The organism is Acidovorax sp. A79 (assembly GCF_041154505.1).
In the GTDB taxonomy this organism is placed as follows: domain Bacteria; phylum Pseudomonadota; class Gammaproteobacteria; order Burkholderiales; family Burkholderiaceae_C; genus Acidovorax.
On sequence record NZ_AP028672.1, the window covers coordinates 5,577,245 to 5,590,672 of the forward strand.

At 68.4% G+C, this 13,428-nt stretch carries 12 protein-coding genes; 10 read left to right on the top strand and 2 right to left on the bottom strand.

Annotated features, from left to right (window positions below; all coding sequences use genetic code 11):
- Nucleotides 1–253: 253 nt before the first annotated feature.
- The 7 genes from ACAM51_RS25795 to ACAM51_RS25825 all read left to right on the top strand — a co-directional run bounded on the left by ACAM51_RS25795 (nucleotide 254) and on the right by ACAM51_RS25825 (nucleotide 8,178).
- The gene (locus ACAM51_RS25795) at nucleotides 254–1,462 is read left to right on the top strand and encodes an ROK family protein (RefSeq protein WP_369643893.1); all 1,209 of its coding nucleotides are present in this window, start codon (nucleotides 254–256) and stop codon (nucleotides 1,460–1,462) included.
- Nucleotides 1,459–2,949: a sugar ABC transporter ATP-binding protein gene (locus ACAM51_RS25800; protein WP_369642306.1), complete on the top strand. Its 1,491-nt coding sequence runs from the start codon at nucleotides 1,459–1,461 to the stop codon at nucleotides 2,947–2,949. Before ACAM51_RS25795 ends, ACAM51_RS25800 begins: the two co-directional genes overlap by 4 nt.
- Nucleotides 2,930–3,976 carry an ABC transporter permease gene (locus ACAM51_RS25805; protein WP_218338837.1) on the top strand — a complete coding sequence of 349 codons (1,047 nt, stop codon included), beginning with the start codon at nucleotides 2,930–2,932 and terminating at the stop codon, nucleotides 3,974–3,976. Before ACAM51_RS25800 ends, ACAM51_RS25805 begins: the two co-directional genes overlap by 20 nt.
- A 254-nt stretch (nucleotides 3,977–4,230) precedes the next feature.
- The gene (locus tag ACAM51_RS25810; protein ID WP_369642307.1) at nucleotides 4,231–5,217 is read left to right on the top strand and encodes a substrate-binding domain-containing protein; all 987 of its coding nucleotides are present in this window, start codon (nucleotides 4,231–4,233) and stop codon (nucleotides 5,215–5,217) included.
- A gap of 115 nt (nucleotides 5,218–5,332) precedes the next feature.
- Nucleotides 5,333–6,343: a sugar phosphate isomerase/epimerase family protein gene (locus ACAM51_RS25815; RefSeq protein ID WP_369642308.1), complete on the top strand. Its 1,011-nt coding sequence runs from the start codon at nucleotides 5,333–5,335 to the stop codon at nucleotides 6,341–6,343.
- A gap of 49 nt (nucleotides 6,344–6,392) precedes the next feature.
- Nucleotides 6,393–7,559, top strand: a complete 1,167-nt coding sequence (locus ACAM51_RS25820; protein WP_369642309.1) for a Gfo/Idh/MocA family protein — start codon at nucleotides 6,393–6,395, stop codon at nucleotides 7,557–7,559.
- 49 nt (nucleotides 7,560–7,608) lie between these two features.
- The gene (locus tag ACAM51_RS25825) at nucleotides 7,609–8,178 is read left to right on the top strand and encodes a sugar O-acetyltransferase (RefSeq protein WP_218294345.1); all 570 of its coding nucleotides are present in this window, start codon (nucleotides 7,609–7,611) and stop codon (nucleotides 8,176–8,178) included.
- A 39-nt stretch (nucleotides 8,179–8,217) separates the two neighbouring features.
- Here ACAM51_RS25825 and ACAM51_RS25830 read toward each other — a convergent pair whose 3' ends face one another.
- A complete protein-coding gene (locus ACAM51_RS25830) occupies nucleotides 8,218–8,574 on the bottom strand; it encodes a hypothetical protein (RefSeq protein WP_218294346.1) in 357 nt (118 codons plus the stop codon).
- A 270-nt stretch (nucleotides 8,575–8,844) separates the two neighbouring features.
- A complete protein-coding gene (locus tag ACAM51_RS25835) occupies nucleotides 8,845–10,314 on the bottom strand; it encodes a PLP-dependent aminotransferase family protein (RefSeq protein WP_369642310.1) in 1,470 nt (489 codons plus the stop codon).
- 152 nt (nucleotides 10,315–10,466) lie between these two features.
- Between ACAM51_RS25835 and ACAM51_RS25840 the strand changes: the two genes are divergently transcribed.
- From ACAM51_RS25840 to ACAM51_RS25850, 3 genes are all read left to right on the top strand, one after another.
- Nucleotides 10,467–11,261: a cytochrome c gene (locus tag ACAM51_RS25840; protein ID WP_369642311.1), complete on the top strand. Its 795-nt coding sequence runs from the start codon at nucleotides 10,467–10,469 to the stop codon at nucleotides 11,259–11,261.
- A gap of 14 nt (nucleotides 11,262–11,275) precedes the next feature.
- A complete protein-coding gene (locus ACAM51_RS25845; protein WP_369642312.1) occupies nucleotides 11,276–12,556 on the top strand; it encodes a c-type cytochrome in 1,281 nt (426 codons plus the stop codon).
- Nucleotides 12,557–12,634: 78 nt separating this feature from the next.
- Entirely contained in the window at nucleotides 12,635–13,045 is a 411-nt protein-coding gene (locus ACAM51_RS25850; RefSeq protein WP_218338830.1) for a thioredoxin family protein, read from the top strand.
- Nucleotides 13,046–13,428 lie beyond the last annotated feature (383 nt).

Below are 13,428 nucleotides of genomic sequence, written 5' to 3' on the forward strand. Positions count from 1 at the left end.
TTGAGTACCAGGGCGTAACTACGATTTAAAGCGATCCCTCGTTTTTCGTCTAAGAAAAAATCTCATCTTCGGAACGGCAACTGCGCGCAGCCACCATATCTTTGAACTAAATTCGTTCAAAGTTCAGTCTTGCCCGGCCAAAGTAGACCGCATAGCATCCCTGTCAAGCACCCACCCCCATGAGGTGCTGCACCACAACGACAGGAGACAAGCCTTGCCATCCACCCGCTGGAGTCACTGCGGCGCCGAAGACCTGGGCGTCTTGCAGACCATCTTCTGGTCCGCAGGCGCGTCGCGCAATGCGCTCGCGCAGCGCCTGGCGTATTCCAAGAGCAAGGCCAACGCCATGGTCGCGGCGCTGCTGGACGAAGGCCTGCTCGACGAGGTGGGCCTGCAGGAATCCTCTGGCGGCCGGCGGGCCGAAACCCTGCGTTTGAGCGAAACCCTGGGCGTGGTGATTGGCGCCGACCTGGGCGCGACGAGCATGCAGGTAGCGATCATGCGGCCCGACATGACCGTGCTGGCGCGGCACCGTGAGCCCACCGATGTGCGCCAGGGGCCGGGCGTGATTCTGGCGCGGCTGCGCGGGCTGATGCGGGAGCTGATGGCGCGCTGCGGGCTGGCGGCGTCGCAGGTCATTGCCATCGGCATGGGCCTGCCGGGGCCGGTGGATTTTGAAAGCGGCCAACTCGTCAACCCGCCGCTGATGCCCGACTGGGACGGCTTTTCCATCCGCGACTACCTGCGCGAGGCGTTTGCCGCGCCGGTGTTTGTGGACAACGACGTGAACCTGATGGCGCTGGGTGAGCTGTGGCGGCTGCAACGCAATCTGCCCAACTTCCTCGTCATCAAGGTGGGCACGGGCATTGGCTGCGGCATTGTGTGCCACGGGCAGGTGTACCGGGGCGCCAACGGGTCGGCCGGTGACGTGGGCCACATCTGCGTGGACCAGAGCGGGCCGCGCTGCCACTGCGGCAACCAGGGCTGTGTGGAGGCGATGGCGGCAGCACCCGCCATGGCGCGCATGGCGATGGAGGCCGTGGAGCGTGGCGAGAGCGCGATGCTGGCCGAGCGCCTCCAGGCCACCGGCACGCTGACCACCGAGGACGTGGCCCAGGCCAGCCGTGCGGGCGATGTGGCGGCCAACGCAATCATCCAGCGGGCGGGCAGCCTGGTGGGGCAGATGCTGGCGTCCATCGTGAATTTCTTCAACCCGTCGCACGTGTTCATTGCAGGGCGGGTGACGGACATGGGGCCGCTGTTCCTCGCGTCGGTGCGGCAGAGCGTGTACCACCGGTCGCTGGCGCTCTCCACGCGGCACCTGGAGATTCAGTACGCGCCGCTGGCCGACGATGCGGGGGTGGTGGGCGCGGGTGTGCTGGCCATGCAGCAGAGCTTGGCGCTGTCGCCGCGTGCCTCTTCTTCTGCGACCAAAGCCAATGCCGTGGGGGCCACACGATGAGCGTCGCTGTCGAGTTTCGCAATGTGACCAAGGAGTTCGGCCCGGTGCGCGTGCTGCACGGCGTGGGCTTTGCGCTGCAGCCGGGGCGTGTGTACGGCCTGCTGGGCGAGAACGGCGCGGGCAAGTCCACGTTGATGAAGATTCTGGCGGGGTACGAGAGTCCGACCACCGGCGAGGTGGTGGTGGATGGCGCGGTGCGTGCCCCGGGCGGCGGATCGCGCGCGGCCGAGGCGCAGGGCATCGTGCTCATCCACCAGGAGTTCAACCTGGCGGACGACCTGACGATTGCGCAGAACATCTTTCTGGGCCATGAGATCAAGAAGGGCCCTTTCCTGGATGACAAGGCGATGCGCGAGAAGACGCGCGCTGCACTGGCACAGGTGGGTTTGCCGCTCGACCCTGACACGCGGGTGAAGAAGCTCATCGTGGCCGAGAAGCAGCTGGTGGAGATTGCCCGCGCGCTGGCCCGCAATGCGCGCCTGCTCATCATGGACGAGCCCACCGCCACGCTGACCCCGGGCGAGACGGAGCGCCTGTTTGCGCTGATGGCGGGGCTCAAGGCGGCGGGCGTGACCATCATCTACATATCGCACAAGCTCGACGAAGTGGAACGCACCACCGACGAGGTGGTGGTGATGCGCGACGGCCTGCTGGTGGCGCGCGAGGCCACGGCCAGCGTGACGCGGCGGCAGATGGCCAACCTGATGGTGGGCCGCGAGCTGGCGGATCTGTTCCCGCCCAAGCTGCCTGCGCCTGCGGGTGGAGAGCCCGCCATTCAGGTGCGCGGCCTCTCGGTGCCGGGCTGGGCCGAGGAGGTGAGCTTTGACGTGCGGCGCGGCGAGATTCTGGGCTTTGCCGGGCTGGTGGGCGCTGGCCGCACCGAGCTGTTCGAGGGCCTGCTAGGCCTGCGCCCGCGCTCGGCCGGCACGGTGGAGCTGGCCGGCAAGCCGGTGAATTTGAAAAGCCCGCGCGATGCGGCGCGCCACGGCCTCACGTACCTGAGCGAAGACCGCAAGGGCAAGGGCCTGCACGTGCACTTCAGCCTGCGGCCCAACCTGACGCTGATGGCGCTGGAGCGCTATGCCAAGCCCTGGCTCGACCCGGCGGCCGAGCAGGCTGCGCTGCGCGATGCGGTGCAGGAGTTCGGCATCCGCACCGGGTCGCTGGAGGTGCGCGCGTCGTCGCTGTCGGGCGGCAACCAGCAAAAGCTGGCGCTGGCCAAGGTGCTGCACCCCGGCCCCAGCGTGGTGGTGCTGGACGAGCCCACGCGCGGCGTGGACGTGGGCGCCAAGCGCGAGATCTATCACCTGGTGCAGCGCCTGGCCGAGCAGGGGCTGGCGGTGGTGGTGATTTCTTCCGAACTGATGGAGCTGATCGGCCTGTGCCACCGCGTGGCGGTGATGCGCGCCGGGCGGCTGCAGACCACGCTCCAAGAGCCTAATTTGACCGAAGAGGAGTTGATCGCACATGCCACAGGTACCCGCTGAAAACGCATCCACCGCAGCGGCTGCCGCAGCAACCGCTGTACCTGGTGCAGGCCGCCACGGCGGCGCCACGGCCTGGTGGGGCAAGCTGCACGGGCTGGGCCCGGTCATCGGGCTGGTGCTGCTGTGCATTGCCGGCACGCTGCTCAACAGCAACTTCGCCACCTACGACAACGTGATGAACGTCCTCACGCGCACGGCCTTCATCGGCATCATCGCGGTGGGGATGTGCTTTGTGATCATCTCTGGCGGCATCGATTTGTCGGTGGGGTCGATGGCGGCGCTGATCGCAGGCTCGGTCATCTTGTTCATGAACGCGATGGCGCCCGTGCTGGGCTCGCCCATGGCGGCCGTGGTGGTGGGCATGCTGCTGGCCGTGGTGCTGGGCGCGGTGTTTGGGCTGGTGCACGGCCTGCTCATCACCAAGGGGCGCATCGAGCCCTTCATCGTGACGCTGGGCACGCTGGGCATCTTCCGCGCGTACCTCACGTATTTCTCGAACGGCGGCGCCATCACGCTCGAGAACGACCTGTCGGACATCTACAGCCCGGTGTATTACGCCAACCTGCTGGGTGTGCCGATCCCGGTGTGGATCTTCCTGCTGGTCGCTGTCATCGGCGGCGTGATCCTGAACCGCACGGCCTATGGCCGCTATGTGCAGGCCATCGGCTCCAACGAGCAGGTGGCGCAGTACGCGGCGGTGGACGTGCACAAGATCAAGATTCTGACCTACATGCTGCTCGGCGTGTGCGTGGGTATTGCCACGCTGCTGTACGTGCCACGGCTCGGTTCTGCATCGCCCACCACGGGGCTGCTGTGGGAGCTGGAGGCGATTGCCGCCGTCATCGTGGGCGGCACGGTGCTCAAGGGCGGGGCGGGCAGCATCACCGGCACGGTGGTGGGGGCGATCCTGCTGTCGGTGATCAGCAATATCTTGAACCTGACCAGCATCATCAGCGTGTACCTGAATGCGGCGGTGCAGGGCTTCGTGATCATTGCCGTCGCATTCATGCAGCGCGGCAAGAGGTGATGGCTGTGTCGCGACTTCATTCCTTTCACTCACCCCGCAAGGCACTCCCAACCCCCCAACCGTTCGGGCTGAGCCTGTCGAAGCCTGAGCACTCGCGCCCTGTGTTGGCAGCCCTTCGACAAGCTCAGGGCGAACGGCCACGGGCGCAGGCCAAAGGTGCCCTCAACGGTTTTTGATTTCGTCAGTGTTCCCCAGTCGGCCAGGCTTTCATGGCCATTTTTCAGCAAAGCAATAGCAACAGGAGACAACGCATCATGAATAGCAAGACAACTTCTTCCTTCACCCGCCGCCTGGCCCTCTCGGCCGTGGGTGCCGCCGCCGCGCTGGCGTTGGCAGGCCCGGCGATAGCCCAGGCCAACAAGACGGTGGTGGGCGTGGCCATTCCGTCGGCCACGCACGGCTTCACCGGTGGCATCGTGTACTGGGCCAACCAGGCCAAGAAGGACCTGGAGAAGGCCCACCCCGGCCTGCAGGTGATCGTGAAGACCGCAGGCGGCGCGCCCGAACAGGCCAACCAGTTGCAGGATCTGGTCACGGTGAACAAGATCAACGCCCTGGTCATCTTCCCGTTCGAATCGGCGGCGCTGACCAAGCCCGTGGCCCAGGTCAAGGCCAAGGGTGTGTACGTCACGGTGGTGGATCGCGGCCTGACGGACACCAGCGCACAGGACGCGTATGTGGCCGGTGACAACACGGCGTTTGGCAAGATTCCGGCCGAGTACATCGCCAAGGCGCTGAACGGCAAGGGCAACGTGGTGGCCATGCGCGGCATTGCGACCACGCTGGACAACGAGCGCATGGACGCGTTCAACGCGGTGCTGAAGAACCACCCCGACATCAAGCTGCTGGACGCCAAGTACGCCAACTGGAACCGTGACGATGCCTTCAAGGTGATGCAGGACTACCTGACCCGCTTTCCGCAGATCGACGCGGTGTGGGCGGCCGACGACGACATGGCCGTGGGCGTGCTCAAGGCCATCGAGCAGGCCAAGCGCAAGGACATCAAGCTGGTGTTCGGCGGCGCGGGTGCCAAGGGCATGATCAAGACGCTGGCCGACGGCAGCAACCCGCTGATCCAGGCCAATGTGTCGTACAGCCCCAAGTTCATTTACGACTCGATCAAGCTCACGGCCGAGGCGCGCATCAAGGGCGAGAAGCTGCCTGCGACGACGATCATTCCGTCGGTGCTCATCACCAAGGAAAACGCGAAGAGCTTCTACTTCCCAGACTCGCCATTCTGATGGTGTTTTTGAGTCAAATAGGCCTCTAGCGCTTATCCATCAAGCGCAAGCAGCTATCGAAAATATAGCTGCTTGCCGCTTCGCACCTGCAACCCCACGCCCCTTGGGAGCCGCCATGCCAAGACCCGTCACCCTCTTCACCGGCCAATGGGCCGACCTGCCGCTGGCAGAACTCGCGCCGCTGGCACGCAGCATGGGCTACGACGGCCTGGAGCTGGCCTGCTGGGGCGACCATTTCAACGTGCAGGAGGCGCTGTCGTCGCCCCAGTACGTCAAGGACAAACACGCACTGCTGGCCCAGCACGGCCTGCAGTGTTTTGCCATCGGCAACCACCTGGTGGGCCAGGCCGTGTGCGACTTGATCGACGAGCGCCACCAGTCCATCCTGCCGCCGCATGTGTGGGGCGACGGCGAGCCCGAGGGCGTGCGCCAGCGCGCCGCCGCCGAGCTGGCCGACACGGCGCGTGCTGCCGCCAGGTTTGGTGTGAAGACGGTCACGGGCTTCACGGGCTCGTCGGTGTGGCATTCGATCTACGCGTTTCCGCCCACCACGCAGGCGTATTGGGACAAGGGGTTTGCCGATTTCGCCCAGCGCTTCGGCCCCATCCTCGATGTGTTCGAACAGCACGACATCAACTTCGCGCTGGAGGTGCACCCCACCGAGATCGCGTTCGACATCGCCTCGGCAGAGCGCGCGATCGCGGCGGTCAACCAGCACCGGCGCTTCGGCTTCAACTACGACCCGAGCCATCTGGCCTACCAGGGCGTGGACTATGTGAAGTTCATCCGCCAGTTTGCAGGCCGCATCTACAACGCCCACATGAAGGACGTGTGGTGGGGCAAGGGCGACGGCACGGTGGGCACCTTCGGCGGGCACACCAGCTTTGGCGATGCCCGGCGCCACTGGGACTTTCGCAGCGTGGGGCGCGGGATGATCGATTTCGAATCCATCATCGTCGCGCTCAACGACATCGGCTACCAGGGCCCGCTCTCGGTCGAGTGGGAAGACAGCCGCATGGACCGCGTGCACGGCGCCACCGAGAGCGCGGCGTTCTGCAAGCGGCTCGACTTCAAGCCCGCGGCGGGCGCATTCGATGCCGTCTTTGCACGGGACAAGCAGGCCTAGCCGCGCTCCTCAAACCGACAACAACACACAGCGAGCAAAGGCTTTTCGTATGTCCAGTGAAAGAAAGCTCCGCTGCGCCATGGTGGGCGGTGGCCACGGCGCCTTCATCGGTGCGGTGCACCGCAAGGCCATGGCGCTCGACAGCCAGTTCGAGCTGGTGGCGGGCGCGCTGTCGTCATCGCCCGAGCGGGCCCGCGCATCCGGCGCCGAGCTGGGCCTGGCGGACGACCGCAACCACGGCACCTGGCAAGACCTGCTGGCCGACGAACTGCGCCGCAGCCCGGGCGACCGCATCGACCTGGTGAGCATCGTCACCCCCAACCATGTGCACCACCCGGTGGCCCTGGCCTTTGTGCAGGCGGGCTTTCATGTGGTGTGCGACAAGCCGCTGGTGCACACCAGCGCGCAGGCCGATGAGCTGGTGGCGGCGGTGAAGAAGGCCGGCACCGTGTTCGGCGTGACCTACAACTACACCGGCTACCCCATGGTGCGCGAGGCGCGCCACCTGGTGCAGAGCGGCGCCCTGGGCACGCTGCGCAAGGTCACCGTGGAATACAACCAGGGCTGGCTGGCCACGGCGGTGGAGCAGGGCAGCGGCAACAAGCAGGCCGACTGGCGGCTGGACCCCGCGCGCAGCGGCGCCGTGGGCACCATGGGCGACATCGGATCGCACGCCGAGAACCTGGCCGCCACCGTCACCGGCCAGCGGCCGGAGGCGCTGTGCGCCGACCTCACCACCTTCGGCGCCGGCCGCCGGCTGGACGACGATGCACAGCTGCTGCTGCGCTATGCGGGCGGCGCACGCGGCGTGATCGTCGCGTCGCAGGTGGCGGCGGGGCTGGAGAACGATGTGCGCCTGCAGGTGTCCGGCACGCTGGGCACGCTGGTGTGGCGGCAGGAGGACCCCAACCACCTGGTGCATTCGCCGGTGGACGGGCCACGCCGCATCCTCACGCGCGGCTCGCCCTGGCTGAGCGAATCGGCCCTGCGCGCGGGGCGCATTCCGGCCGGGCACCCGGAGGCTTTCATCGAAGCGTTTGCCAACGTCTACCTGGGCGTGGCGGCGGACATCCGCGCCCGGGTTGCGGGCAGAACCGCCAGCGCGCTGGAGGCCGACTACCCGCGCGTGGAAGACGGGGCCGAGGGCGTGCGCTTCATCGAGAAGGTGGTGGAGTCCGCCGCGAGCGAGCGCAAGTGGACGGCGCTGGCTGGGTAGGCGGGCGGGCAGGCCGGTGGAGGGGGATGGCACAGGGCAGAATCACCCGATGACCTCCGAGAAAGACAAGATGATCTCCGGCGCGCCGTACATGGCCGCCGACCCGCAGCTGGTCGCCGACCGCCTGCGCGCCCGCCAGTTGTGCCACGCCATCCACCACGCGCCTGCGGCGGATGCTGCCGCGCTGCAAGCCCTGCAGGCGCAGCTGCTGCCGGGCCAGCCCGGCAGCGTGCAGATCACGCCACCGTTTCATTGCGACTACGGCTACAACATTTTTCTGGGTGAAGGCGTGTACTTCAACTTCAACTGCGTGGTGCTCGACGGCGCGCCGGTGCGCATCGGGGCCCGCACGCTGTGCGCGCCGGGCGTGCAGATCTACACCGCCTCGCACCCCTTGTCGCCCGAAGAGCGCGCGACCGGCGTCGAGCTGTGCCTGCCCGTGACCATCGGCGAGGACGTGTGGATTGGCGGCGGCGCCATCATCTGCCCCGGCGTGACGATTGGCGATGGTGCGGTGATCGGCGCGGGCAGCGTGGTCACCCGCGACGTGCCGGCGCGGGTGCTGGCGGCGGGCAACCCGTGCCGGGTGGTGCGGCCGCTCGACCCGCTGGTGGCCTGAGGCGACCCGGCGAACCCGTGCGGTCGCCCGCACGGCGGCTTACTGGGCGTTGGCCAGCTGGAACCGCTGGTCGAAGTTCATCTTGCCCAGCACGCGCAGCGCGGCGGTGCGCGTGGCGGCATCGACCTTGCTGATGTCCAGGCTGTAGCGCCTGGCGGTGGACACCACGTCCACGCACTTGTGCCCCCATTGCACGGCCACCAGCAGGGTGGCGCGCTGGCCCGCCTCCACGCCGCCCACGGAGACGCCGCGCTGTTCGGGCCGCAGCATGAATTCCAGGTGGGGCGTGCGCGTGAGCGTGAGGCGGCTGGCTCCCACGGGGCCCAGCGCGAACGAGACGACCCAGTCGTCTTCATCTTCCACGGTCAGGAACGGGACATGCTGGGGTGCTGCCATGGTGGGCGTCGGGTGGGGTGGAAAAGGCCTCGCGGGGCCAGGCTGGTAGCGCTGCCCCGGCTGCGGACGGCCGCCAGTATGCCGTTGCAAGAGCTGTGCCGAGGGCGGGAGAACCCGAGGTTGGGCCTTTCCAACGCGGCGGCGGCATGTCAGTTTGCTGCAAGCAAGGGCATGCGCCGCAGGGCGGGTGCCCTGGAGGCCAGGGAACCCGGTGAAAAGGGGTATTTTGGTAAAACTGGCTCCAAGCGATTGATGTGTAAGCGCTGGCAGCTACTGTTTTGATAGCTTCGTGGGAGCGGACGGCTCTCGTGCCATCGCCGAGGCCAGGGCGCCCACGGTGGCCAGGGCGGCTTCAAAGCGGCTTTGCGCGGGGTGCCCGTAGTTGATGCGCACACAGTTCGCAAAGCGCCGGTCCGCCGAAAAGATCTGTCCTGGTGCCAGGCTGATGCCCTGCTGCAGTGCCTGGCGGTGCAGTTGCAGGGCATCGACCCGCGGGGGCAGCTCCACCCACAGGAAGTACCCGCCCTCGGGCTGCGCGACACGCGTACCCGGTGGGAAATGCCGGGCCACCGCCGCCAGCGCCGTCGCCTGCTGCTGCGCCAGGCTGCGGCGCAGCTGGCGCAGGTGCCGGTCGTAGCCGCCCTGGGCCAGGTACTCGGACAACGCCTGCTGCGACGGCGTGGCGGCCGAGAGCGTGGTCATGAGCTTGAGGCGCTGCACCGCCGTGGCAAAGCGGCCCGCCGCCACCCAGCCCACACGGTAGCCGGGTGCCAGGCTTTTGCTGAACGAGCTGCAGTGCATCACCAGGCCTTCGCCGTCAAAGGCCTTGGCCGGGGGCGGGCGGTGGGGGGCGAAGTGCAGTTCGCCATACACGTCGTCCTCGATCAGCGGGATCTGGTGGCGCGCGAGCAGGGCCACGAGTTCGCGCTTCTTGTCCTCGGGCATCAGGCTGCCCAGCGGGTTCTGGAAGCTGGGCATCAGCCAGCAGGCCTTGACGGGCTGGTGCGGGGGCTGGCGCGCCAGGGCTTCGGCCAGCGCGGTCAGGTCGATGCCGTCGCGCGGGTGGGTGGCCACCTCCAGCGCCTGCAGGTTCAGCCGCTCCAGCGCCTGCAGCGCGGCGTAGAAGGTGGGCGATTCGACCACCACGACGTCGCCGGGGCGGGTGACGGCCTCCAGGCAGAGGTTGAGCGCCTCCATCGCGCCGTTGGTGATGATGATCTCCTGCGCGTCCACGGCCATGCCGTGCAGGCCGTAGCGCAGCGCGATCTGCTGGCGCAGGCGCTCGTCGCCGGGCGGCAGGCTTTGCACGATGCTCCAGGGGTCGAGCTTGCGCATGCCGCTGCCCAGGCAGCGCGCCAGGCGCTCCAGCGGAAACAGCTCCAGCCCCGGGAAGGCCGAGCCCAGGGGCACCAGGTCGCGGTCGCGCGCCAGGCCCAGCACCTCGAACACCAGGTCGCTGATGGCCACGCCGGTGGAGGTGTGCGCCGGCTGCGAGGGCAGGGGCTCGGCGGGCCGGGACTCGGCGGCCGGCAGCCGGGCGCTCACGTAGTAGCCCGAGCGCGGGCGCGCATGGATCAGGCCCTGGGCCTCCAGCAGGTAGTACGCCTCGAACACGGTGGACGGGCTGATGCCGCGCGTGCGGCTGGCCTCGCGCACCGAGGGCACGCGGTCGCCCGGGCGCAGCGCGCCGCTGTGGATGAGCTGGGCAATGGCGTCGGCGTGGCGTTCGTAGCGTTTCATGGGGGGCTGGGGTTGATCCAGGGCAAACTGATCTGTATTTTTAACTAGAAACTGAATCTGTACTGTTTTTGGGGCGGGGCGTAGAGTGGCGGCATGTGCTGGTGTCCGTTGCGATGTGTGCGGGCCGGCCGCTTCCCTACTGATAAAACCCCATGATCGATTGCCTGCGCAGCCTGCTGCGTCCTGTTTCCCGCCTGGCCGGCGCTTCTGCCGCGATGGCGCTGGCGTGGAGCGCTGGCGCCTGGGCCCAGCCCGTGCCTAGCCCTGCGGCGGCCCCGTCCGCCACGGTGTCCGCCTCGTCGATGTCCTCGCGCGTGCTGGCCTGCACGGCCTGCCACGGCAAGGAAGGCCGCGCCACGCCCGACGGCTACTTTCCGCGCATCGCCGGCAAGCCGGCCGGCTACCTGGCCAACCAGCTGCTCAACTTCCGCGACGGGCGGCGCAGCTATCCGCAGATGACCTACCTCATCGAGCACCTGACGGACGACTACCTGCGTGAAATGGCCGAGCACTTTGCCGCGCAGGACCTGCCGTACCCGCCGCCGCCCGCACCCCAGGCGCCGGCCGCCGCGCTGGAGCAGGGGCGCCAGCTGGTGCAGCAGGGCGATGCCGCGCGCCGCATTCCGGCCTGCGTGTCGTGCCACGGCAGCGCCATGGCGGGCGTGGCGCCGTCCATCCCGGGCCTGCTGGGCCTGCCGCGCGACTACCTCAACAGCCAGCTGGGCGCCTGGAAGACCGGCCAGCGCCGCGCGCATGCGCCCGACTGCATGGCCGACATCGCCCGCCAGCTCACGCCCGACGACGTGAGCGCCGTGTCCGCCTGGCTGGCCGCCCAGCCCGTGGCAGGGGGCGGCAAACCCGCCCGCACGCTGCCCGCCCCCATGCCCGCCCGCTGCGGCGGCGTGGCCGAGGTGCCCGTGGCGGCCGCTTCCGGCGCGGCGCGCTGAGAGGGATGTCATCCATGAAACGCATCCTCTTGACGATTTCTTCCGTGCTGGCCGCCCTGGGCATCACGGCCGCCGCACTGGTCACCCTGAACCTGCGCGGCGAAGAGCCGCTGCCCGGCGCCGAGACGCTGCAGGGCACGCCCGCGCTGGTGGCGCGCGGCGAGTACCTGGCCCGTGTCGGCAACTGCATGGCCTGCCACACCACCCAGGGCGGCGCGCCGTTCGCGGGCGGGCGCGGCATCGAGACGCCGTTCGGCGTGGTGCACAGCTCCAACCTCACGCCCGACAAGGCGCAGGGCATCGGCAGCTGGACCTCGGCCGAGTTCTGGCGCGCCATGCACCATGGCCGCAGCAAGGACGGGCGCCTGCTGTACCCCGCCTTCCCGTACCCCAACTACACCCAGGTCACGCGCGAGGATTCCGATGCCATCTTTGCCTATCTGCAAAGCGTGCCCGCCGCCGCCGAAGCCAACCGGGCGCATGCGCTGCGTTTCCCGTACAACACGCAGGCGGCGCTGGGCGTGTGGCGCGCGCTGTTTTTCACCCCGGGCACACCCCGGCCCGAGCCCGCACAGACGGCCGAGTACAACCGGGGCGCCTACCTGGTCAACGGCCTGGGCCATTGCACCGCCTGCCACACGCCACGCAACGCGCTGGGCGCCACCACGGATGCCAAGGCCTTCACCGGCGGGCTGATTCCCGTGCAGAACTGGTATGCCCCCGCGCTCAACGCGGCGGCCGAGGCGGGCGTCAAGGAATGGCCCGCCGAGGACGTGGTGGCCTTGCTCCAAACCGGGGTGGCCCCGCACGGCTCGGTGCTGGGCCCCATGGCCGAGGTGGTGTTCCGCAGCACGCAGTACCTGACCGACGCCGACGCGCGCGCCATGGCGGTGTACCTGCAGGCCTTGCCGCAGCAGGGCGGCCCCGCGCCCGCAACGCCGCCCGCGCCGCCCTCCGCGGCCATGTCCCGGGGCGCGAAGGTGTATGAGCAGCAGTGCGCTCAATGCCATGGCGACGCGGGGCAGGGCGAGCCTGGGGCGTTCCCCGCTCTGGCCGGCAACCGCGCGGTCACGCTGGCCGATCCCACCAACCTGGTGCGCGTGGTGCTGCAGGGCGGCTACCTGCCCGCCACTGCCGGCAACCCGCGTCCGCACGGCATGCCCCCGTTCCAGCAGACCCTGTCGGACGAGGAAGTGGCGGCGGTCGCCACCTTCGTGCGCAGCAGCTGGGGCAACCAGGCGCCCGGTGTGGGTACCATCGAGGTCTACCGCGCCCGCGAGCGGCGCGGCATGTAGACCCAGACCCGGCTCCGGGAGGGCCTCTGCGTACGGCCGCAGGGGTTCCCCGGCCGGAATGACCCAGGAGTTACGCTGATGGAAAGTCCGGCCGTGTTGCCCGATCCCGCCTCAGGGGCGCCCCCGCAGGCCGCCGCTGGCGGCTGGTGGGCTGTATGCCTGTGCGCGGGCTGGTGCGGCACCTGCCGCGACTACCGCCCCCTGTTCGACGAACTGGCCCGGGCGAACCCCGGGGTGCGGTTCGAATGGGTGGACATCGAGGACGAGTCCGAGATCGCGGGGGACCTGGATGTGGAGACTTTTCCCACACTGCTGATCGGCCGCGGCACCAGCGCGCTTTTTCTGGGGCCGCTGCTGCCGCAGGCGCCAGTGCTGGCCCGGTTGCTGGGCAGCCTGCAGGCGGGCGCGCGCAATGCGTCGGCGGCCGGTGGCGAGGCGCAGGGCGTGTTCGAGCGCGTGCGCGCGGCGCGCGGCGCCCAGGACGACTAGGACGACGAGGACAAATCGGCTGGGCGGGCGGGGCGCAGCAGCGCACCTTTCTGCCGGAAGCGCCGCTGGCCGCGCAGGCGCCGGATTTTTGTGCCGGCGGGGCCCCTGCCGGCGGGTTCAGAAGGCAGTTTGACCACAGTCCATCTTTGCAAATCAAGGCGTTACACGCTACAATATGAATCTCACGACCAAACGGGCGGGTACCAACCGCCCGTTTTTTTTGGTCGAATGCTTTTGGAGCTCGAAGCTGTCGGGGAAGGTCTCCGGGGGTTATCGGGTTTTTTGTTTTGGACTTACGCAAACAAGGGCGCACAGGAAGTGCTCCCACCATGGGGTCGGCGACTCGCCGGATCCCGATTTGCGTCAGTCGTGTTGTTTTCCGG

What these genes read in the sequence shown, in the direction of transcription:
- ACAM51_RS25800 (WP_369642306.1), top strand. Translation starts at nt 1,459, where the DNA reads ATGAGCGTCGCTGTCGAGTTTCGCAATGTGACCAAGGAGTTCGGCCCG.
- ACAM51_RS25805 (WP_218338837.1), top strand. Translation starts at nt 2,930, where the DNA reads ATGCCACAGGTACCCGCTGAAAACGCATCCACCGCAGCGGCTGCCGCA.
- ACAM51_RS25810 (WP_369642307.1), top strand. Translation starts at nt 4,231, where the DNA reads ATGAATAGCAAGACAACTTCTTCCTTCACCCGCCGCCTGGCCCTCTCG.
- ACAM51_RS25815 (WP_369642308.1), top strand. Translation starts at nt 5,333, where the DNA reads ATGCCAAGACCCGTCACCCTCTTCACCGGCCAATGGGCCGACCTGCCG.
- ACAM51_RS25820 (WP_369642309.1), top strand. Translation starts at nt 6,393, where the DNA reads ATGTCCAGTGAAAGAAAGCTCCGCTGCGCCATGGTGGGCGGTGGCCAC.
- ACAM51_RS25825 (WP_218294345.1), top strand. Translation starts at nt 7,609, where the DNA reads ATGACCTCCGAGAAAGACAAGATGATCTCCGGCGCGCCGTACATGGCC.
- ACAM51_RS25830 (WP_218294346.1), bottom strand. Translation starts at nt 8,574, where the DNA reads ATGGCAGCACCCCAGCATGTCCCGTTCCTGACCGTGGAAGATGAAGAC.
- ACAM51_RS25835 (WP_369642310.1), bottom strand. Translation starts at nt 10,314, where the DNA reads ATGAAACGCTACGAACGCCACGCCGACGCCATTGCCCAGCTCATCCAC.
- ACAM51_RS25840 (WP_369642311.1), top strand. Translation starts at nt 10,467, where the DNA reads ATGATCGATTGCCTGCGCAGCCTGCTGCGTCCTGTTTCCCGCCTGGCC.
- ACAM51_RS25845 (WP_369642312.1), top strand. Translation starts at nt 11,276, where the DNA reads ATGAAACGCATCCTCTTGACGATTTCTTCCGTGCTGGCCGCCCTGGGC.
- ACAM51_RS25850 (WP_218338830.1), top strand. Translation starts at nt 12,635, where the DNA reads ATGGAAAGTCCGGCCGTGTTGCCCGATCCCGCCTCAGGGGCGCCCCCG.